Raw genomic sequence first — 19,462 nt, forward strand, 5'->3', positions numbered from 1 at the left:
CCTGTCTGGATAGCGCGCGGGCCTCGCGCCGATCGTCAAGGCGCGAAAGACAGAAACAGATACGCCGCGAACAGCGACAGATGCACGGCGCCTTGCAGGATTGTGGTCCGCCCGGTGCTGAGCGTGAGCGTTGCGACCACCAGCGTGAGCATGAGCAGCACGGTTTCCTTGCCGTCGATACCGAGCACCAGCGGCTGGCCCGTCCACAAGAACACCCCGGCGACGGTTGGAATCGTCAGCCCGATACTGGCGAGCGCCGAGCCGAGTGCGAGATTCATACTGTTTTGCAAGCGATCGGCGCGCGCCGCGCGCACGGCGGCGAGTCCTTCGGGCAGCAGCACCAGCGCGGCGATGATAATGCCGACCACGGCCGGCGGCGCGCCCGCGTTCTTGACGGCAGTTTCCACCACCGGCGACAGCACCTTCGCCAGCAATACTACGGCGACCAGGCACACCAGCAGCAAGGCGCCGGCCGCCAGCGCGAGGCCGTTGGTGGGCGGTGCGGCATGCACGTCTTCGTCAGGCACGTCGGCGAGAAAATAATCGCGATGCCGCACGGTCTGCACGAACACAAACACGCCATACAGCACCAGCGACGAAACCCCCGCGAACGCCAATTGCGACGACGACAGAATCGGGCCGGCTCTCGTGGTGGTGTAGTTCGGCATGACGAGCGTCAGCACGGATAAGGACGCGAGCACCGCCAGCGCGGCGGCCGCGCCTCGGCTCTGAAAGTCCTGCTCGCGATGCCGGATGCCGCCGACCAGCAGGCAGATGCCCACGATGCCGTTGCAGACGATCATCACCGCGGCGAATACCGTGTCGCGCGCGAGACCGGCTTTCTCGGGACCGGACGTCAACATCACCGACACGATCAGCGCGACCTCGATCACGGTGACGGCAATGGCCAGCACCAGCGTGCCGAACGGTTCGCCGACGCGATGCGCGACCACTTCCGCATGGTGCACCGCCGTGAACACCGCCGCGCACAGTGCGACGCCGATCAGTGCGAGTAGCAGCCCGTTGCCCGGCAGGGCATACGCCACCCCTAGCACGATCCAGGCGATGAAGGGCGCGGCGATGGTCCAGCGGGGCAAGACGGTCGCGGGTGAGGTCATTCAGGGCTTCCTTTTATCGCTTGTTCGGGTTGCTTGCATGAGACGGGCGCGGCCCGCGAGGACGGACGCAGACGAGGCTTCGAGCGAGTGCGAATGCTAATCCATCCTGTCAACAATGCGATCTAACACATTAAATTATAAAGGATAGTTCACTGCGAACCAGGTTTGGCCGGTATGCGGTGCAGCGTGTGCCGGATGCCGTGACCAAGCCGATCAGGCAACCGCCTGCTGTTCTGCGTCAGAGGGATCGACCGCGCAGATTGGCGTAGACGATGCGGCGCGTCCAGGCGTGAGTCAATGGCGACTTACGCGTGACTCAAGCGCGACTCAAGCGCGACTTACCATCGGTCGAGAATGCTGGAGCCGGTCGCTTTACGGAAACCAACCGGGGGTTCCAGTCCGGACACACCGCCTGATGGCGAGGCGATGCGTCCGGGGTCAGCTCTACTGGCTAATGCGGTTTACTGTCCGACCGGACGGATCGACAGTGCGTTCTTCACCGATGTCACACCCGCCACACCTTGCGCGGTCTGGGTTGCGAGGTCGATTTGCGGCTGCTCGGGCACCGTGCCGGCCAGCGTCACTGCGCCGCTACGCGCACGCACGGTGATGTTGGCGACGCTCAGGCCCTTGGTCTTCGACAGTGCAGTGCGCACCTTGCGTCCTAACGCACTGTCGGCTTTCTTGGTCGTCGCGGATCTAGGCCCCGCCGAAGTTGCCGTGGGAGCCGTTGCCGGCGCCGCATCGCTGCTCTGCGCGTACGCATTGACGGACGCCAGAACGATTAGCGCGCCGCCGATCATCTTGATTGCCTGGAATGCTTTCATTCAACTCTCTCCTATTGTCATGAATACACCAGTCCCCGGATGGGACCGCTGTACTGCACCAGCGGGTACTTCGGGATCAAATCTGAATGGAACGTTGCTGCGATTTCCTGCAATCTGGCGCTGATCAGGCGGGCCTAAGCACACGCATGCCGGCAAAGGCTGTCCTGCAGGCCGGAAACACACGATACTCCAATTAGTGCCATGGTGAATGCAGAGCTGACCGCAAATGAGGTTTTGGTACAACGCATGGGCCGATGAAAGCAGGCCGAGGGCGCTCCACCGCTTGATGACCAATCCAGACCGCATGCCGAATCAGCCGTTGCCCATCCTCCCATTGCTTCGTGACGATTTACCGCTCGACACAGTCGCGCTCGCGCGTTTCATGGTCGGCAAATACCTCGTGCACGATTTGCCCGAAGGCCGCGTCAACGGCCGAATTGTCGAAACCGAGGCCTATCCGGTCGGCGATTCGACCAGCCACGCATTTCAAGGCCGCCGCCCGTACAACGGTTCGATGTTTCTCGCGCCCGGCTACGCTTATGTGCGCCTCACGTACGGGCTGTCGTACATGCTGAATATGTCCGCGGAAGCGGAGGGGACGGGCGCCGGCATTCTGCTGCGTGCCATCGAGCCGCTGGAAGGCTTGCCCCTGATGGAAGCGCGGCGCCCCGGCGTGCCGCTGCGCGACCTCGCCCGCGGTCCCGGCCGGCTGACCATGGCATTGGGCATCGATCAGTCGTTCGACGGCCGCGATCTGTGCACCGGGCGTGATCTGTGGATCGGCGTGATCGAGACGGGGAACGTTCCGCTGGGCGTGACGACGCGGATTGGCTTGTCGCGCGAGATGCACGGGCCGTTGCGGTTTTTCGAACCCGGCAGCGCATTCGTCAGCGGGCCGCGGAAGCTGTTGCTGGCGCCGCCTTCCGGCAGGTCGTCAAATACGCAAAGTTGACTATCAGCGGTGGGCGCTTTCGGCAAAATCCACGCGAGGCGGGCGTATTTTCGAAACATCAGACACAAACGGTTACGATCCCGACAATTATTACGGTAAAGCTAGCACATCACTATATGCAAGCAGCAACTTTCGCCGCATTTTTGCGATTTGAACAATTATGTATCTCTAAATTAAGGGTTTTCCCTTGGTGATTGGGTGACTACACTGAAATCACTCGCTTCTCACATGGTGTGGCAAGCGAAGCAAAAAAACCAAGTCTGGAGGTTAGTCATGAAATCACTCATCAAGGCAATCGCTATTGCAGCCGTTCTCGCCGCTCCGGTCGCTTCGTTCGCTCAATCGAACGATCAGCCCGTGACCCGCGCCGAAGTCCGCAATCAATTGATTCAGCTGGAACAAGCCGGCTACAACCCGGGTGCGAGCAACGATCCGACCTATCCGGCTGACATTCAAGCCGCCGAAGCCCGTGTGCAGGCGCAAAACCCGGCCGTCGCGCAGACCCAGGAACCGGTCGCGAACACCAGTGGGTACGGTGGCGTGACGAGCGGTTCGTCGCAGTCGGGTGGCGTGGTCCAGCCGATGTCCGGCCCGAAGTCGGTTTATTTCGGTAACTAATTTGCTGGCTGCCGGCTGGTTCGCCGGCAGTCGGTCGAAACGGGGCGTGCGCAATCGCTAGAGCGCATGCCCCACGGCCATCGCGCGTCTAGCATTTGACGTGACGAGTGCGATGCGCGTTTATGCTGCGCGCATCAACAAAATTTGCGCTCTTCCGTCAGCGGTATGCGCAGCGGCATACGCCGTCAGCTAAGCCGGTCCGCTGCGCCGCGCATCGCGGCGGTCCACAATTCAGAACCTCCGCTGCCGCAAGGTAGCTTCGCCCAACCTTTTCAAGGATTGGGCTTTTTTTGCTCCATGTGTTTCGGTCGGCGGCGTGTGATGCGTGGCGTCGTGCTGATTCGGCTGCGACCTCAGGGCCGTTCGCCGTGGATGTAGAACTCCAGCTGCTGAATCGTGAATTGCTGCTCGGCGATGATGTTCTTCACCAGGTCGCCGATCGATACCATGCCCACCAGCCGGTCGTTTTCGATCACCGGCAAGTGACGCATGCGCCGCTCCGTCATCAAGGCCATGCAGTCGTCGGTGGTTTGGTCGGGACGCACGAAGCGCACGGCCTTGCTCATGATGTCGCGCACCGGCGTAGCCTTCGACGAACGGTCCATCAGCACGACTTTGCGCGCATAGTCGCGCTCCGTAATGATCCCGGCGATGCTGTCGCCGTCCGTCACGACCAGTGCGCCGATGCCTTTTTCAGCCATTAGCTTGATCGCTTCGTAGACGGAATCGTCGGCCCTCACTGTAAAGACCGTGGTGTTGTTCGGTTTCGTTTTAAGAAGTTGTGCAACGCTTGTCATGGAGCGGCTCCGTTTCGCAGTGCAGCACGCCGATGCGGCGCGCTGTCGTGAGGGACAGGCCATTCCAGTATAGGCGCGACGCGCGGCTGAAGTACTTCGGGAATACCTGTGGCGCGCCGCACGTTTAGTTTGGGTTAGTTCTGGAACGGGTACGCCGCCGCCATGCTTCCCGGGGTGCTGCGTGGACATCCGGGTGCTTTGCGCCGATTAGCGGTAAACTCGCAGTCCGTACCTCATCCCCGGTTTGATCGGGTTCATGTCAGCACCATTGTCCAACGCCATGCTCACGTCTCACGATCCGTCGCCTTGTGCGGACGGCGCAATCAACGGTGAATGCGTCGTCCTCGACGCTACCGCCACGCTTCCCACGCGCTACGGCACGTTCACTTCTTATGTGTTTCGCGTGGTCGAAAGCGGCGCCGAACATCTCGCGCTCGTGATGGGCGATGTCGCAAACCAGTCGTCCGTGTTGACGCGCCTGCACTCCGAGTGCCTGACCGGTGACGTGCTCGGCTCGTATCGCTGTGATTGCGGCGAACAACTGGATCTGGCGCTGCGCTATATCGCGGCCGAAGGCTGCGGCGTGCTGCTCTATCTGCGCGGCCATGAAGGGCGCGGCATTGGCCTGTCGAACAAGATTCGCGCGTATGCGCTGCAGGAGCAGGGCCGCGACACGGTTGAGGCCAATCTCGACCTTGGCTTGCCTGACGACTCGCGCGAATATGATTCGGCTGCGGGTATTCTGCGTACGCTGAAGGTCACGTCGGTGCGACTGATGAGCAACAATCCGGAGAAGTTCGATACGCTTTCCAAGCACGGCATTCCGGTATGCGAGCGTGTCGCGCTGGCGATTCCGATGCGCGAGGAAAATGAGCGTTATATCCGCACGAAACAATCGAAGTTTGGGCATTACTTCGATGAGAACGAATAATTGATGTGTGCGTGCGTGCCGGCTGCCGTTTGCGAAACGGTGGCTGGCGTTGGAGCGCTGATTTCAACGTTGCATTGGGTGTTGCGCCGCCGACTCGAGCCAACCCGAGCCAGCTTCCAGTGAGTCAGAACAAGCCAAAGTCGTCATTGCTGTCGGGGATCGCATTGAGCAGGTCCCGAAGCGTTCGCCACCCTGTCAGTCCCACAAGACTTGCCAGGATTGCTGCTATCCGGTAGCGGGCGTTCGTCGTCGCGCGCGTTCGCGCGGTGCGATGCGCCGCGATTTGCCGTGCTTCCATCGACGTGCGCAGTAATGGGCAGGTAGACATGCCGTTTCTCCTTTCACGAGTGCCGTTCGGCGCGAAGTTGCAGGCGAAGCTGTGGACGCCGCGGCCGTCGCCATAGCAGTTGCAATTCAACTTGCGGTCGCAGTCGAAGCGACGCTCGCCAGCATTACCGCAAATACATCCGCCAACGCGGTCGCACCGAAGCGCCGCTCGCTAATTTCCGTTTCGACGTCAATGCGGCCCGCGTTGTGCGCGTCGTACAGATCGGTGATGAGACGCGCGTGGTTCTCGCCGAGTCCCGCGCCCTGGAGCATGGCGGCCCACTCGCTACGCGGCACTTCGTGGGCCGTGATCGGTCGGTGCGTCAAGTCACCGAGCGTGCGTGCGACATCTAATGCGCTAACACGCTCTTCACCTTCGATGCTCACTACCCGCGGCGAAACCTTTGCCGGTCTGTCGTCGAGTAATAGTTCGGCGGCCAGCAGGCCGACATCCTGTGCGGCGACCGTCGGAAACAGCTTGCTCAACGGATGATGCAGACTCGGCAACACGCCTCTCGCGAGCGCGAGCGGCAGCACGCGCGCCCAGTTATGCATGTGTTCCGCGGCGCGCAGAAACGTCAACTGCGAGGCGATTGTCGCGAGTTGCGTTTCGAGGGCGTGAAACAGCGTGGTGATGCCGGTGCCGCTTGCGTGTTCCGCGCCGTAATCGGAGAGCGCGAGCAGGCGCTGCGGCGGGTTGGCGCGCAACGCGTTCGAGCTCACGTCGATCATGCGCCGCATCGTGGTTGCGGGGTCGGCATCGGCATGCAGCACCGGGCACAGTATCTGTACCGCGTACGCTCCCTCGATCGCGCGCGCGACCAGGACCGGGTCGAGCAGATTGGCAATGGCGATTTCGCAGCCGAGTTCCGCTAACGCTTCGCCTTGCTTCGCGTCGCGCACGACCGCGCGCACGTGACGACCTGCCCGGCGCAATGCCGCGGCGCTCACTCTGCCTACGTTACCTGCTGCTCCAAAGATGACGAACACGTTGGGCTCCTTGCCGTATCGGTGTGTCATCATCATAGGGACGCCGGGCGCGGGAAACGCGCGGGCACGGATCGTCGTGCGCAGATCTGGATGATTGTTTTCGTGTGCAATGCCTCGGCATGCATGTCGAGGCGGGGCGAACCAGGCAAAGTCACAAAAAACGCAGCACAATGCACCCACATTGGCCGCGATCCAGAGGAGAAAGCGATGAATGCCGTGACACCGATACCGCAACCGCACAGTGGTTCCCGCATCGCGTTGCGCTCCAGCAAGGCACTCGGCTGGCAGGGCTTTGGCGCGGAGCTGGTCACGGTGTCAGCCGGCCTGCACCGGATTCCGGCACTCGAGCATCATCGCGTGGGTGTGCATGTGGGGGCGCCGGTCAAGGCGCGTTGCATGTGCAACGAGCGTCGCTACTCGCGGATTCAGGCACATGGCGACGCCGATGTGATTCCGGCGGGTGTCGATGGGCAGTGGACCGATGAATCCGCCTGCACGATCTTCAGCGTGTGGATCGGCAAAGACTTCGCGCAAAGGACCATCGAACAGTTGGAGCTGAAGACGAGCGAAGCGCAGCTTCGTCCGCAGTTCCAGATGCGCGACCCGCGCTTTCAGCATCTGGCCTGGGCGTTACGCGCCGAACTCGAAGCAGATGATGCGTCGGATCCGCTCTACGCCGAGAGCCTATGTACGGCTATGATGGTGCGCCTGATCGGCAGCGCGCCAATGCTCGACAAACTCGAGAATAAACGCCGCATGCTTGCGCCGAAGGCCGCCGCTCGCGTGATCGAGTTTATCGAAGCGCACCTGGATCAGCGCCTCACGCTTGACGAACTTGCCGCGCATGCCGGATTGAGCGTGCCGCATTTCAAGGTGCTGTTTCGCGAGACGCTCGGTATGCCGGTACATCAGTATGTCGTGCAGCGGCGAGTGGAGCGGGCGAGAACACTTTTGCTTCAAGGCAGGTTGAGCGCGAGTCAGATCGCGCTGGAGACGGGCTTTGCGCATCAGAGTCATATGGCGCATTGGATGGCGCGCTTGCTTGGCGTTACGCCGCGGGAGTTAGTCAAGTCCGGCGCGAATCCCGGCCGCATTGTCGAACTCGATACCTTCAACGCGCGCCGCATTGCCCCACCGCGATAAACCTCAATAACGGGCCGTACTCGACTTCACCCATTCAAACGACGCGATGCGCGCCGCCTCGCGCGATCGCGGCAGCGGTTCGGCAAACTGAATCATCCCTCGCGGTGCGGCCTGGCGTGGCCTCTCAACCCGGAGCCGCGCCCGTCAACTGCGAATACACGTCATGCGACAGTTGCAGCAGCACCTTGCGATCGATCCCACCCGACACCGCATAGCCAAAGTCGCCGTCGACCCAGTAGAACACGTTCACCGGCCCGTCCTGATACAGCTTGAACGCGGTGGTATTCGAGTTCACCTTACGACGCGAAATGCACAGCGTCACACGTTCCCCATTCGGTCCGCGATACATGAACTGCGCGGTCGGTCCATCGGCGCCTGGCAACAGACGGCCGCCCGAAAGGTTAAAGCCGCTCTTCGAGAGCATCGGCGGATGCACATTGGTGCCGAGCCGGTCGGACAGCCATTGCACGAAATCCTGTTCGTGATCCGCGGTCATTGCAGCCGGACGGTCGACGGCGGGCATGTAGACGACATGCGCCACCGCAGCCTGCCGCGCAAACATTTCCGAACTGTCCGCACTGACCGGGCGCGTGTCCGAGTGACCGGCGACCGGCGCCACGACGTCCTGCCCCATGTGCGTGCCCACGCCGATGCCCACGCCCAGCACCAGCGCCGCCGCCATCCCGGCGAACTGCGGCCAGTTGGCGGCAACGCGCCAGCGGGGCTTACTCGCCAGAGGCGTCTGCAGACGTTTGGGCACAGGCTCGCTCAGCACGCGGTCATAGCGGTCATGGAACATGTTGTTCAGCGAGAAATAATCGCTGACACGGGTGGCCAACTCGGGGTTCTGTTCGAGCGCACGCTCCACCTCGACGCGTCGTTCGTCGGACAGCGTGCCGTCCACGTATGCGTGCAGATCTTCTTCGCCGATCGGCGTGTGTTGGTCGCTCATCGCACCACCTGTAATTTTGCACCGGGCTGCGTGCCCGCCATCAATGCCCGAAGCCGCTCGCGTCCGCGCGAAAGGCGCGACATCACGGTGCCGATCGGAATGTTCAGCGCGAGGGCGACGTCGGCGTAACTCATTTCCTCGAGGCCCACCAGCAGCACGACTTCGCGCTGCTCCATCGGCAGGCGTTGCAACGCGTAGTCGAGGTCGCGCATTTCCAGCGAACGGACCTGGTCGGACGGCACGGCAAATTCGCTTTCGTGGACGCTGTCGTCGTCGACCGCCACGTGGACGGCGCGCGCCGAAGCCTTGCGCGCCTGATTGGCGAATACGTTATGCATGATCGTGAACAGCCACGCTCGCAGGTCGGTGCCTGGCTGGAACAGGCCGGTGCGGCCCAGCGCGCGTTCGAGCGTGTCCTGCACCAGATCGTCGGCGAGATCGCGATTGTTGATCAGCGCTCGCGCATAGCGCCGCAAGCGCGGCACATGCTCCATCAACTCGTCACGGACATCCATTTTGTATCCCAATCGTGGGGCTTCTCGTGAGGCGCCGCGTGGGCGGTCGTCGATTGAACCACCACGCGCATTCGATATGCAAACACGCGTGGGCGCATTTTATTCCGTTGTTTTTTGGCGTGTTGCGAAAACCGGAACAAGGCTTACCGCATGGTCATGACGTCGGCGGCACGCATCAGACCGTGGGTGCGGGCGTCGCCGGCGACCACGAAGCGCTGCCGCTGCGCCGTCCACGTGAGCAGGCGAATCTCGCCGATGCGGCGGGCGGCCCACTGCGGCTGGGACGGCGCGAGCAATGCCAGGGTGGAAATCAGCACGACGGGCCGATTGTCCCCGTTCAGATAAACGAACTCGCTCGCGCGTTGGAACGGGCCGAGCGATAGAACCCTTTGATCGACGAGCCGTAGCCCAATCGCCGCGAGCTTGGGCGCGGATAGGTCGGTTCGCGTCGGCGACGCAGCGGAATACTGCGCGGTGTTGGTTTCTGCCAGGGCCATCACGGCGGCATTGTTGAGTGCCTGACGGGATACCTGGGTGGCGGCGAGCCAGCCACTCGCCGCGGCCAGCGCCATAACGAATATCGCCACGGTATTCAGTACCTTGCGCGGACGCCTCGCGGTCTTCAGCCGATTGAGCGCGCCGCGCCATCCTTGGGCACGGCTCGAAACGGGTTCGTCGGTGGTCTGAAACGCCTGCTGCATCTGCGTGTTCAACCTGCCGTAAAAGGCCACGCGACGCGCTTCCGCCGGATCCTTGCCGAGGTAGTCACGCAGGAATGTGGCGCGTTCCGGCGTCAGCGTGCCGTCCGCATAGGCCTGGATGTCGGCTTCGGAAAGTGGCGAGTCGGAGGGGGCGTCGGTTGAGGTCATGGTGTGAGCGTTTGTCGGATTTCAGCTATCGAGTGGCGAACACGTGCAGGTGCGGTTTATTCCGCGTCGAAATATGTTTTTTCGCACGCAGGAAAGCAGGAATAAAAGCCGCAAACCCCTGGTTTTGCCTCATGCGAACCCGCACAAAACTCACTGGAGTTCATCATGAAGAAGACCGCTTTTGCCGCATTGTCCGCTGTTGCTTTCGTCGCTTTAGCCGCTTCGTCGAGCGCTTTTTCTGAAGGCAAGACACGTGCTCAGGTGTACCAGGAATTGATCGAGGCGCAACAGAACGGCCTTAACTATGTGACCGATACGTCATACCCGGAGGTGAATCCGATCTTCGCACGCCAGGTCGAGCAGCACAAGGAAGCGCTTGCCGTTCAGGCGGCCGCCGCGAGCCGTGTCGCGAGTGGCAGCACGACAGGCAGCAGCAATTGAAGGGTTCGATAGCCGGCGCGCACGCGGAACGGACGCGCCGGATCTAGCATGGAATAGATCGCTGAATGGGGTGTTCGCGCAGCGGTGTTTCAGTCCGTTCGCGCGCATCCAGCATTGGACGATGGCGCCGCTGATCATCGTGATGCTGTTCATCGGCGTGGGCATGGTCGCAACGGTATCGCACGCGCATGACGCGCTGATCGCGATTCACAAGCCGCTCGGCATTGCGTTGCTGCTGTTGGTCCTCGTGCGGGCGAGCGTGCGCATCAAACGCGGCAGTCCGCCGTTACCCGGCGATATGCCAGCGTCGCAGCGCATCGCCGCCAAGGTCTCGCATTGGGTCCTTTATGCGTTGATGGCGGCGATGCCTTTGATCGGTTGGGCGATGCTGCCCGCAGCGGGATATCCGATCACGCTCTATGGGCCCCTGCATTTGCGGCCGATCGTCCCGCATGACAACGAACTCTTCGCGGTGCTGCGCGCACTGCACAGCTGGCTCGCGTTTGCGCTATTCGCCACGGTGCTGCTGCATCTCGCGGCGGCGCTGTTTCATGGCCTGATCCGCCGCGACGGCGTGTTTTCGAATATGGCGCGTGGCGGCCGTTAGCTCTTGACCCGTTCCGAACGCGGGTCATAAGGCGCCTTCAGATGCACGGTCGCCGGCAGCAGCTCGCCGGCGACGTCGATCATGTATTGACCGCTGGTCAGATACGCCACATCGGCAACGCCGTCCGGGTTGTTGATATAGCCCATCGCCACCGGACACCCTAGCGTGTGTCCGAACGCCGCCGAACTCACGAAGCCGACCGGTTTGCCGTCGCGCAGAATCGCTTCGCCGCCCCACAGCATGCGATCGGCGGCGCCGTCGGCGGTGAGCACGACCATCCGGCGGCGCGGCGGTTGGGCGCGCAGCTTCAGCAACGCATCACGGCCGCGGAACGGGATGTCCTTGTCGAGCTTGCAGGCAAATGACAGACCCGCTTCGAACGGATTCGTGTCCGGCGTCAGTTCGCGGCCCCATGCGCGATAGCCTTTCTCGATGCGCAGGGAGTCGATCGCGTAGTAGCCCGCGTTGACGAGGCCAAACGCCGTGCCCGCGGCGTGCAGCGTTTCGTATACGCCCACCGCGAATTCCACCGGCACGTACAGTTCCCAGCCGAGTTCGCCGACGTAGGTCAGGCGGGTGGCGCGCACCGTCGCGTAGCCGAGATCGACCTCGCGGCTTTGGCCGAACGCAAACGCCGCATTGCTCCAGTCCGCTTTCGACACGCTTTGCAGCAGCTCGCGTGAACGGGGGCCCATCACGGCGAGTACCGCGTATTGGCCGGTGACGTCGACCAGCGTGCAGTGTTTGTCGTGCGGAATCGCTTTTTCTATCGTGTCGAAATCGCGCGTGGTTTGTGCGGTGCCGGTGACGATCAGGTATTGATCGTCAGCGAGGCGCGTGAGCGTGAAATCCGATTCGTAGGTGCCGCGCTCGTTGAGCATGCCCGTATATACCGTAGTACCTGGCGGCACGGCTACGTCATTGGCGACGATGTCTTGCAGCACGCTTTGCGCATCGCGTCCCTTGACGAGGAATTTGGAGAACGACGTCATGTCGAATAGCGCGACGCCTTCGCGGCACGCGCGATGTTCAGCGCCGCTCCACGGCAGCCAGTTCTGCTGTCCGAACGCGTAGTCGATCTGAGCCTGTGCAGGCGTCGGCGCGAAAAAGTTGGCGCGCTCCCAGCCCATTTTGCTGCCGAAACACGCACCCTCGTCACGCAGCAGCGCATACAGCGGCGAGCGGCGAAACGGCCGTGCGCTGTCGAGTTCGCGATTCGGCCAGGGCATCGCATAGTGCAGCCCGAGCGTTTCCTTGACGCGATCGTGCAGCCACGTGTCGTTGCCGTTGAAGCGTGCAAAGCGGCGGATGTCGACCGGCCACAGGTCCATCGTGGGTTCGCCCGCGACGATCCACTCGGCGAGGGCCATGCCCGCGCCGCCCGCCGACGCGATCCCCATCGAATTGAAACCCGCGCCGATAAAAAAGCGCCGCAGCTCCGGCGCTTCGCCGAGCATGAAGTTGTTGTCCGGTGTGAACGATTCCGGCCCGTTATAGAACTGCTTGACCTGCGCTGTCTCGAGCGCGGGCACGCGTTGCAGTGCATTTTCCATCAGGATTTCGAACTGATCCCAATCGTCGGGCAGCAACTGGAATTCGAAATTGTCCGGGATGCCGTTCATGCCCCACGGCTTCGCGTTCGGCTCGAAGCCGCCCATCACGAGGCCGCCCACTTCTTCCTTGAAGTAAATGAAGCCGTCCGGATCGCGCATCACCGGCAGGTCCGGATGCACGCCGGCGATCCGCTCGGTGACGATGTAGTAGTGCTCGGCCGAGTGCAAGGGCACGGTCACGCCGCACAGGCGGCCGACCGCTTTGGCCCACTGACCCGCACAGTTGACGACGATCTCCGCGCCGATCGTGCCTTCTTCACCGTCCTTATTGCGCCATGCGAGGCCGCTGACTTCGCGTGCGCCGGTCGTGCCGTTTGTCTTGTCTTCGAGGGCGGTGCGCGTGTGAATCGCCGTGACGCGCGTGTTCTCGACGATACGTGCGCCGCGCGTGCGTGCGCCGCGAGCGAGGGCCTGGGTCAGATCGGTGGGATTTGCCTTGCCGTCGCCGGGCAGCCATACGGCGCCGAGCAGGTCGTCGGTGCGCATGACCGGCCATAGATCGCCGGCTTCCCGCGAACTGACCACGTCGCACGCCACGCCGTAGGCGCGCGCGACGGCGGCGGTGCGCTTGAGTTGCGTCATCCGCTCGGCCGTGCGAGCCACCGAGAGCGAACCGCATTGCTTCCAGCCGGTCGCGAGGCCGGTGTCGGCTTCGAGTTCGGCATAAAGCGCGGTGGAGTAGCGGATCAGCCTGGTCATGCTTTCCTGCGCGCGCAGTTGGCCGACGAGGCCGGCCGCGTGCCACGTCGTGCCGCAGGACAGTTGGCCCTGTTCGAGGAGCACCACATCGGTCCAACCCAGTTTGGTGAGGTGGTAGGCGACCGAACAGCCAATGATGCCGCCCCCAATGATGACGACGCGGGCGTGGGTGGGGATGTGTGTGGACATGTGTGGAAATTGGTTGAATTGGCGTCAGTAGATTGCAACAAAATTTGTCAAAAAGCAACGGTCGGGATTTCTTGGGACAAGTCGAAAGACGTGGTAGCCACGTGGCCAGTAAAGATGTGTGGATATGTGGGTTTGTATGGAAATGCGTTGAGATTTCTTGGCGAACTATGAGGGGTTTGCTAAACTGGGCGCCACCACCCCGGTTCCCGCCCTATGTTCTCCACTCAACGCCAAGCCGAAATCCTGCGGCTCGTGCGCAAGCAGCGCACCTGCACGATCACTGATCTGGCCGGTCGCTTCGAGGTTTCCGACGAGACCATCCGCCGCAACATCAAGCCGTTGATCGCCGATGGTCTGCTCATCAAGGTCCACGGCGGCATCATGCTGCCCGAGCGCCTCGACGAGCCGCCGTTCCAGCGGCGCATGGTGGCAAGCCGCGCGGGCAAGCAGGCGATCGGCGCGCGCATCGGCGAACTCGTGCGGGACGGCGATTCGCTGATCCTCGAGGGCGGCACAACCTGTCTGCATATCGCGCAGGCGCTTACGGCGCGTTCGCGGCTCACGGTGGTGACCAATTCCATCGAAGTGGCTCGCGTGCTGGCGCCGCGCAACGGCAATCGGGTGTTTATCGCCGGCGGCGAACTACGTGCCGACGACTCCGCCGCCTTCGGCGACAGCGTGCAGGCCTTTCTGCGCCAGTTCCACGTGCGCTACGCGATCGTCTCGGTCACCGCCGTCGACATGCAGGGCCGCTTCATGGACGCGTTGCCGGCCGACGTGGCGTTTTCGCTCGCCGCCTTCGCGCAGGCTGAGCGGCGAGTGGTCGCGGCGGATCATGCGAAATTCGGTCATAGCGCGCTGGTACACGCTTTCGGCCCAGACGCAGTCGATCTGCTGGTGACCGACGAGGCGCCGGCTCCCGCGCTGGCTCAAGTGTTTGCGGCGGCGGGGTTGGAAGTCAGTGTTGGAGCGCCTGTACGTGGCGATGCTGAAGCGGTTGACGCAAACGGTGCCGCCGACAATTCAGCGACTGGCTCTTCGCGGTAGGCTGTCCGGCCTCGGATAGCGTGTGGGGCTATCGGGCTTTGGGCCGGCCAAACCCAGCCAAACCCAGCCAAACCGAGCCAAACCAATCCAGCCATCAACTCCCCACCACCTCCAAACCCATCTCCACAGCCAATTGCGTCCAACGCGTAAAATGGCGGGTTACCACGGCAATCCACGTTGGACCGGAACTGCGCGGACAGGCGTCATTCGTCGCCCGGCGCGCTGCCTCTGGGTCCTCGGATAGCAGCCTCGCCGGCTTGAAAAGGAATGGACCCTGATGTCGTCAGTTTTCTTCGATCGGGAACGGATTACGGAATGGCTGGGTGAGCACACCCTCGCCAAGGCGCGCTCGGTTGGCGCAGTCACGAAGGTGGAGTGGCGCGGCGACACGCTCAGCGGCGATGTACAAGGTACGCAACGCCAACCCTACCGCACGCGAGTGCGATTTCGTACCGATGGCGGTTCACCTTGGGCGCAGGGCGACTGCAGTTGCCCTGTCGGCCGCAACTGCAAGCATGTTGCCGCGTTGCTGCTCGCCGAGCTCGCCTATCACGACGAGATGGACCACATCACCAACGTCGACATCGAGTCCGATGGGCATCCGTCTGTCAGTTACCCACAGACACGGTCGGCAAACACAGTGCAGTCGCCGTCCAGCGTGCGCCCCGAACTGGTCAGCTGGCTCGAGCGGTTTCGCGCGCGCGCCGAGGCCGCCGATGCGCTCGCCCAGAAGGCAGCCGCCGCGCGTACCCAAACGTTGGCCTACCTGCTGAACTGGTCCAACTTCCACATGCGTCATGAGGTCGTGTTGTACCGGGCGCGTTGCAAGCCGGACAGTACGATTGTCGAAGTCGACGAGCCGTGGGGCAATGTGGAAGCGGCCCTGCTCAAGCAACCCAAATTCGTCTCCGACGAAGACCTGTCGATCCTGCGCGGCCTGTGGCTGGGCCGTTCCCGCGAGGACTTCGGTCAGTTCATTCTGCGCGGGACGGGCGGCGCGGAAATGCTGCAAAAGCTGATCGCCACGGGACGCCTGTTCTTCGAGCTCAAACCGGCGCCCGGTCACGAGGGGCCGACTCCGCTATCGCGCGGCGCCGACCGGCCAGGGCGGATCGAATGGGAGCCGCTGGCGGACGAGCGCCTGCGGCCCGTGCTGTGCACCGAGCCGCGCGCCACCATGGTGCTGCCCACCGAGCCGATCTGGTACGTGGATGGCGTCGCGAATGAAGCGGGCATCGTCGAGTCGTCGTTGCCGTTCCAGCAGTTGCCCGATTACCTCGCCATGCCGCCGATCTCGCTCGCCGAAGCGCCGCTGGTCGCCTCGGTGCTGCGCGAGATCGCGCCCGATCTGCCCCTGCCGCCCACCCACGACACCTCCTCGATCCGCGTGATCGATGTCGATCCCGTGCCGGTGCTCACGCTCAACAGCCATGCGCTGCCGTCCGCCGTCAAGGCGGGGCAGCGCAAATCGGAGGCGGTTGAACTGGCCGGCGTCAGCTTCGACTACGACGGCGTCAGCATCAATGTCGACAGCAGCGTCACACTCGTGCCCGTGCCCGGCGGCGACGTCATCCATATCCGCCGACGCTACGAAGCCGAAAAGAAGCGCTTGCTCGAACTGCGCAAGACCGGGCTGCAGAAAGTCCCGACTAGCCGTGTGTACGCGTCGCGTCTTCTGCCTGACACGATGCTCGGCCTGCCCGATGCCGAATCCTGGTCCGCCTTCGTCAACGACGCCGTGCCTGAGCTCGTCAGCAAGGGCTGGCGCGTGACGATGGCGCCGGAGTTCCGCTACAACGTCATCGAGATCGACGCGATCGACGGCACCGCGCAGCAGGCGAGCGACGGCTGGTTCGATCTGGAGATGGGCATCCGCATCGGCGAACGCAATGTGCGGCTCGAGCCGCTGCTCGCCGACCTGTTCCGGCGCGACCGGCGCTGGCTTGGCGGCGCGCTCGAAGCCATCGCCGATCACGAGCCGATCGAACTGAAGACCGAGGAAAACAAGCGTCTGCGTCTGCGCGCCGACCGCCTGAAGCCGGTGGTGCGCGTGCTGGTCGACCTGTTCGACGCACTCGGCGGGGCGTTGGCCGACGGCGCGCCGCTGCGCGTGCCTTCCGTCGACGCGGGCCGGCTCGAAGCATTGAACAGCACGGGTCGCTGGCAATTCCAGGGCGACGATTCGATCCGCCAGTTGGCGCGACGTCTGCAGGCCGGTCCCGGTTTGCATGAGGTGCCGGTGCCGCGCGGCCTGAAGGCGGAGCTGCGCGCGTATCAGCAGCAGGGTCTGAACTGGATGCAGTTTCTGCGCGAGCACGATCTGGCCGGCGTGCTCGCCGACGACATGGGTCTCGGCAAGACCGTGCAGACGCTCGCGCACATTCTCGCGGAGAAAGAAGCCGGACGGCTCGACCGTCCTGCGCTGATCGTCGTGCCGACCACGCTCGTGCACAACTGGCGCGAGGAAGCACGGCGCTTCGCGCCCGAGCTGAAAGTCCTGGTATTGAACGGCCCGCAGCGCAAGGAGCGGTTCGAGCAGATCCGCGAGCACGAACTGATTCTCACGACTTATGCGCTGTTGTGGCGCGATCAGAAGGTGCTCGCCGAGCACGACTATCACCTGCTGATCCTCGACGAGGCGCAGTACGTCAAGAACGCCACCACCAAAGCCGCGCAGGCGATTCGCGGCTTGCGCGCACGGCATCGGCTGTGTTTGACGGGGACGCCGCTCGAGAATCACCTCGGCGAACTGTGGTCGCAGTTCGACTTTCTGTTGCCGGGCTTTCTCGGCAGCCAGAAAGATTTCACCAAACGCTGGCGTAATCCTATCGAGAAGAACGGCGACGGCGTGCGCCGCGCGCTGCTGGCGCGCCGCATCCGGCCGTTCATGCTGCGCCGTCGGAAGGACGAGGTGGCGAAGGAGTTGCCGGCCAAGACCACGATCGTCTGTTCGGTCGATCTGGAAGGCGCGCAACGCGATCTCTACGAAACGGTGCGTACGGCAATGCAGGAGCGGGTGCGTGCGGCGGTCAGTGCGCAGGGCCTCGCGCGCAGCCACATTATCGTGCTCGATGCGTTGCTGAAGCTGCGTCAGGTTTGCTGCGATCCGCGTCTCGTGCGGAAAATCAAGGTCGACGAGAACCCGGACGAGCCGGGCGAGAAACCAGCCGAAAAACGCGGCAAAGCGGGAAAAGCGGAGAAAGCGGAGAAAGCCGACAAAGCCGACAAAGCAGAGAAGAGCGTGCGCATCACACGTTCGGCCAAGCTCGATTTGCTGCTGTCCATGCTGCCGGAACTGATCGAGGAAGGACGGCGCGTGCTGCTGTTCTCGCAGTTCACCGGCATGTTGGCGCTGATTGCAGAGGCACTCGAAGAAGCCGCGATTCCCTATGTGATCCTGACCGGCGACACGGCGGACCGCGTCACGCCGGTCGAACGCTTCCAGCAAGGCGAGGTGCCATTGTTCCTGATCAGCCTGAAGGCTGGCGGCGTGGGCTTGAACCTGACCGCCGCCGACACGGTGATTCACTACGACCCGTGGTGGAATCCGGCCGCCGAGAATCAGGCGACCGACCGCGCGCATCGGCTGGGGCAGGACAAGCCGGTGTTCGTCTACAAGCTGATTGCCGCGGGCAGCATCGAGGAAAAGATTGTGGCGTTGCAGGAGCAGAAGGCGGGACTCGCCGACAGCATTCTCTCCGAAGACGCCGCCGGCGCCACCAAGTTCTCGGACGACGATCTCGACGCACTATTCGCGCCGATGCCCGAGATTGAAAGCGGGCGATAAGGGGCGAGGGCGACAGCTTCTCTGGAGCGTGGGTGACGCATCGTTGACGTCCCACGTCCCACGTGACGAATATACGGCGTGGATGTATGACGCTGTTTCAGGCGTGCGCTGCACGCGCCAGCACTTCGTCGACCCATTGGTTGATGCTCTTGCCGGCAGCGGCCGCTGCGATCCCGACCGCCGCGTGCACTTCGGGCCGAATGCGCAGCATTAACTTGCCGGATGCGGGCTTTTGCGGATCGCGTCCGGTTTTCGCGCAGTCTTCCAGGTAGTGATCGACCGCCTGATGAAAATCATCGGTTAGTTCAGTCACAGTTTCACCGTGGAAGCTGATCCGTTCTGAAACGCCGAGCACACGCCCGACAAAAATGTTCTCGCGCGCATCGAATTCAACTCGCGCGAAATAGCCTTTGTACGTCATCGAATTCATCACGGTTCGACTCCAAGTTCGGTCAACCACGCACGCAACTCTTCCACCTGATATTTCCGGGCCTTTTTGCCCGGATGCGGGCGATGCAGATATCTGCGGGTGCCGTGCAACTCGAACACCACCCGCGATCCGGCACCTTCTCGCACCTCTCCCTCGAGCGCCAGGACCAACGCTTCTATGTCCACGAATACGATGTCACCCAGAGTGGGCTTCTTAAATAAGGCGTGTAGCGTGCCAAGGTGTTTTGATTTCGTTGTTATGATAGCAAAAATTGATAGCATTGGTGGGGCACGTTGCGATCCGAACCTGTCGTGGGCTGCTCAAGCCTTCGCCGCGTTACGGGCGGTGGATCACTTCGCTCATCGTCAGCCCCCTCCGACACGCCCCCAAAAGCGCCGAGTTCCCTGATACCCCCGCTAATCTTCTGATTTCACCCAAACGATCTAACAATCCTTAAAGGATTTATTTTGAGACAGTTCCTATACTGACTCGCAAATTGTCAAATCGCCGTTACCCAAATGCGGGGCACGGCCACCTATGACAAAGGCAGACGGGGCCAATCACCGTGCGGGCGAGACCAACCGACCCGAATAGCGACCCACGAAGGTCG

At 62.7% G+C, this 19,462-nt stretch carries 19 protein-coding genes; 8 read left to right on the forward strand and 11 right to left on the reverse strand.

Annotation, left to right across the window (positions count from 1 at the left end):
* Nucleotides 1-35 precede the first annotated feature (35 nt).
* Both PQR53_RS20140 and PQR53_RS20145 read right to left on the reverse strand, forming a co-directional pair.
* Nucleotides 36-1,118, reverse strand: a complete 1,083-nt coding sequence (locus PQR53_RS20140) for a calcium:cation antiporter (protein ID WP_408457435.1) — start codon at nt 1,116-1,118, stop codon at nt 36-38.
* A gap of 461 nt (nt 1,119-1,579) precedes the next feature.
* Nucleotides 1,580-1,945 carry a BON domain-containing protein gene (locus PQR53_RS20145; protein WP_408457438.1) on the reverse strand — a complete coding sequence of 122 codons (366 nt, stop codon included), beginning with the start codon at nt 1,943-1,945 and terminating at the stop codon, nt 1,580-1,582.
* Nucleotides 1,946-2,249: 304 nt separating this feature from the next.
* Between PQR53_RS20145 and PQR53_RS20150 the strand changes: the two genes are divergently transcribed.
* Together PQR53_RS20150 and PQR53_RS20155 are read left to right on the forward strand one after the other, a co-directional pair.
* The gene (locus PQR53_RS20150; RefSeq protein ID WP_408457531.1) at nt 2,250-2,897 is read left to right on the forward strand and encodes a DNA-3-methyladenine glycosylase; all 648 of its coding nucleotides are present in this window, start codon (nt 2,250-2,252) and stop codon (nt 2,895-2,897) included.
* Between the two features lie 273 nt (nt 2,898-3,170).
* On the forward strand, nt 3,171-3,515 hold the full coding sequence (locus PQR53_RS20155) for a DUF4148 domain-containing protein (protein WP_408457441.1): 345 nt from the start codon (nt 3,171-3,173) through the stop codon (nt 3,513-3,515).
* Between the two features lie 353 nt (nt 3,516-3,868).
* Here the strand turns inward: PQR53_RS20155 and PQR53_RS20160 are convergent, their stop codons facing one another.
* Nucleotides 3,869-4,312, reverse strand: a complete 444-nt coding sequence (locus tag PQR53_RS20160) for a CBS domain-containing protein (RefSeq protein WP_408457444.1) — start codon at nt 4,310-4,312, stop codon at nt 3,869-3,871.
* Between the two features lie 280 nt (nt 4,313-4,592).
* Between PQR53_RS20160 and ribA the strand changes: the two genes are divergently transcribed.
* The gene (gene ribA / locus PQR53_RS20165; protein WP_179741434.1) at nt 4,593-5,243 is read left to right on the forward strand and encodes a GTP cyclohydrolase II; all 651 of its coding nucleotides are present in this window, start codon (nt 4,593-4,595) and stop codon (nt 5,241-5,243) included.
* A 124-nt stretch (nt 5,244-5,367) separates the two neighbouring features.
* Here the strand turns inward: ribA and PQR53_RS20170 are convergent, their stop codons facing one another.
* Together PQR53_RS20170 and PQR53_RS20175 are read right to left on the reverse strand one after the other, a co-directional pair.
* Complete coding sequence (locus PQR53_RS20170) at nt 5,368-5,571, reverse strand: hypothetical protein (protein WP_408457447.1); 204 nt, start codon at nt 5,569-5,571, stop codon at nt 5,368-5,370.
* An 86-nt stretch (nt 5,572-5,657) separates the two neighbouring features.
* Nucleotides 5,658-6,560, reverse strand: a complete 903-nt coding sequence (locus tag PQR53_RS20175; RefSeq protein WP_408457450.1) for an NmrA family NAD(P)-binding protein — start codon at nt 6,558-6,560, stop codon at nt 5,658-5,660.
* A 207-nt stretch (nt 6,561-6,767) separates the two neighbouring features.
* Between PQR53_RS20175 and PQR53_RS20180 the strand changes: the two genes are divergently transcribed.
* A complete protein-coding gene (locus tag PQR53_RS20180) occupies nt 6,768-7,703 on the forward strand; it encodes an AraC family transcriptional regulator (RefSeq protein WP_408457453.1) in 936 nt (311 codons plus the stop codon).
* A 124-nt stretch (nt 7,704-7,827) separates the two neighbouring features.
* On the opposite strand, the gene PQR53_RS20185 is transcribed toward PQR53_RS20180, so the two are convergent.
* The 3 genes from PQR53_RS20185 to PQR53_RS20195 all read right to left on the reverse strand — a co-directional run bounded on the left by PQR53_RS20185 (nt 7,828) and on the right by PQR53_RS20195 (nt 10,039).
* Nucleotides 7,828-8,655, reverse strand: coding sequence for an anti-sigma factor family protein (locus PQR53_RS20185; RefSeq protein WP_408457456.1), 828 nt, complete (start codon nt 8,653-8,655; stop codon nt 7,828-7,830).
* Nucleotides 8,652-9,170, reverse strand: a complete 519-nt coding sequence (locus PQR53_RS20190) for a sigma-70 family RNA polymerase sigma factor (protein WP_179737589.1) — start codon at nt 9,168-9,170, stop codon at nt 8,652-8,654. Before PQR53_RS20190 ends, PQR53_RS20185 begins: the two co-directional genes overlap by 4 nt.
* Before the next feature lie 143 nt (nt 9,171-9,313).
* Nucleotides 9,314-10,039, reverse strand: coding sequence for an anti-sigma factor family protein (locus PQR53_RS20195; RefSeq protein WP_408457459.1), 726 nt, complete (start codon nt 10,037-10,039; stop codon nt 9,314-9,316).
* 165 nt (nt 10,040-10,204) lie between these two features.
* Here PQR53_RS20195 and PQR53_RS20200 point away from each other — a divergent pair, with 165 nt between their 5' ends.
* Together PQR53_RS20200 and PQR53_RS20205 are read left to right on the forward strand one after the other, a co-directional pair.
* Nucleotides 10,205-10,480: a DUF4148 domain-containing protein gene (locus PQR53_RS20200; protein ID WP_408457462.1), complete on the forward strand. Its 276-nt coding sequence runs from the start codon at nt 10,205-10,207 to the stop codon at nt 10,478-10,480.
* A gap of 70 nt (nt 10,481-10,550) precedes the next feature.
* Nucleotides 10,551-11,087 (forward strand): cytochrome b, encoded by a 537-nt coding sequence (locus PQR53_RS20205; RefSeq protein WP_408457534.1) that lies wholly within the window; start codon nt 10,551-10,553, stop codon nt 11,085-11,087.
* On the opposite strand, the gene PQR53_RS20210 is transcribed toward PQR53_RS20205, so the two are convergent.
* Nucleotides 11,084-13,588 (reverse strand): GcvT family protein, encoded by a 2,505-nt coding sequence (locus tag PQR53_RS20210; protein ID WP_408457464.1) that lies wholly within the window; start codon nt 13,586-13,588, stop codon nt 11,084-11,086. The genes PQR53_RS20205 and PQR53_RS20210 overlap by 4 nt on opposite strands.
* Nucleotides 13,589-13,801: 213 nt before the next feature.
* Here PQR53_RS20210 and PQR53_RS20215 point away from each other — a divergent pair, with 213 nt between their 5' ends.
* The gene (locus PQR53_RS20215) at nt 13,802-14,635 is read left to right on the forward strand and encodes a DeoR/GlpR family DNA-binding transcription regulator (RefSeq protein ID WP_408457466.1); all 834 of its coding nucleotides are present in this window, start codon (nt 13,802-13,804) and stop codon (nt 14,633-14,635) included.
* 277 nt (nt 14,636-14,912) lie between these two features.
* Entirely contained in the window at nt 14,913-18,422 is a 3,510-nt protein-coding gene (locus PQR53_RS20220; protein ID WP_408457469.1) for a DEAD/DEAH box helicase, read from the forward strand.
* Nucleotides 18,423-18,519: 97 nt separating this feature from the next.
* Here PQR53_RS20220 and PQR53_RS20225 read toward each other — a convergent pair whose 3' ends face one another.
* Nucleotides 18,520-18,855 carry a type II toxin-antitoxin system HicB family antitoxin gene (locus tag PQR53_RS20225; RefSeq protein ID WP_408342927.1) on the reverse strand — a complete coding sequence of 112 codons (336 nt, stop codon included), beginning with the start codon at nt 18,853-18,855 and terminating at the stop codon, nt 18,520-18,522.
* Nucleotides 18,852-19,133, reverse strand: coding sequence for a type II toxin-antitoxin system HicA family toxin (locus PQR53_RS20230; RefSeq protein WP_408457473.1), 282 nt, complete (start codon nt 19,131-19,133; stop codon nt 18,852-18,854). The genes PQR53_RS20225 and PQR53_RS20230 overlap by 4 nt, the downstream gene beginning before the upstream one ends.
* Nucleotides 19,134-19,462: the final 329 nt, after the last annotated feature.

This window comes from Paraburkholderia fungorum, assembly GCF_046027605.1.
Classification (GTDB): domain Bacteria; phylum Pseudomonadota; class Gammaproteobacteria; order Burkholderiales; family Burkholderiaceae; genus Paraburkholderia; species Paraburkholderia fungorum_F.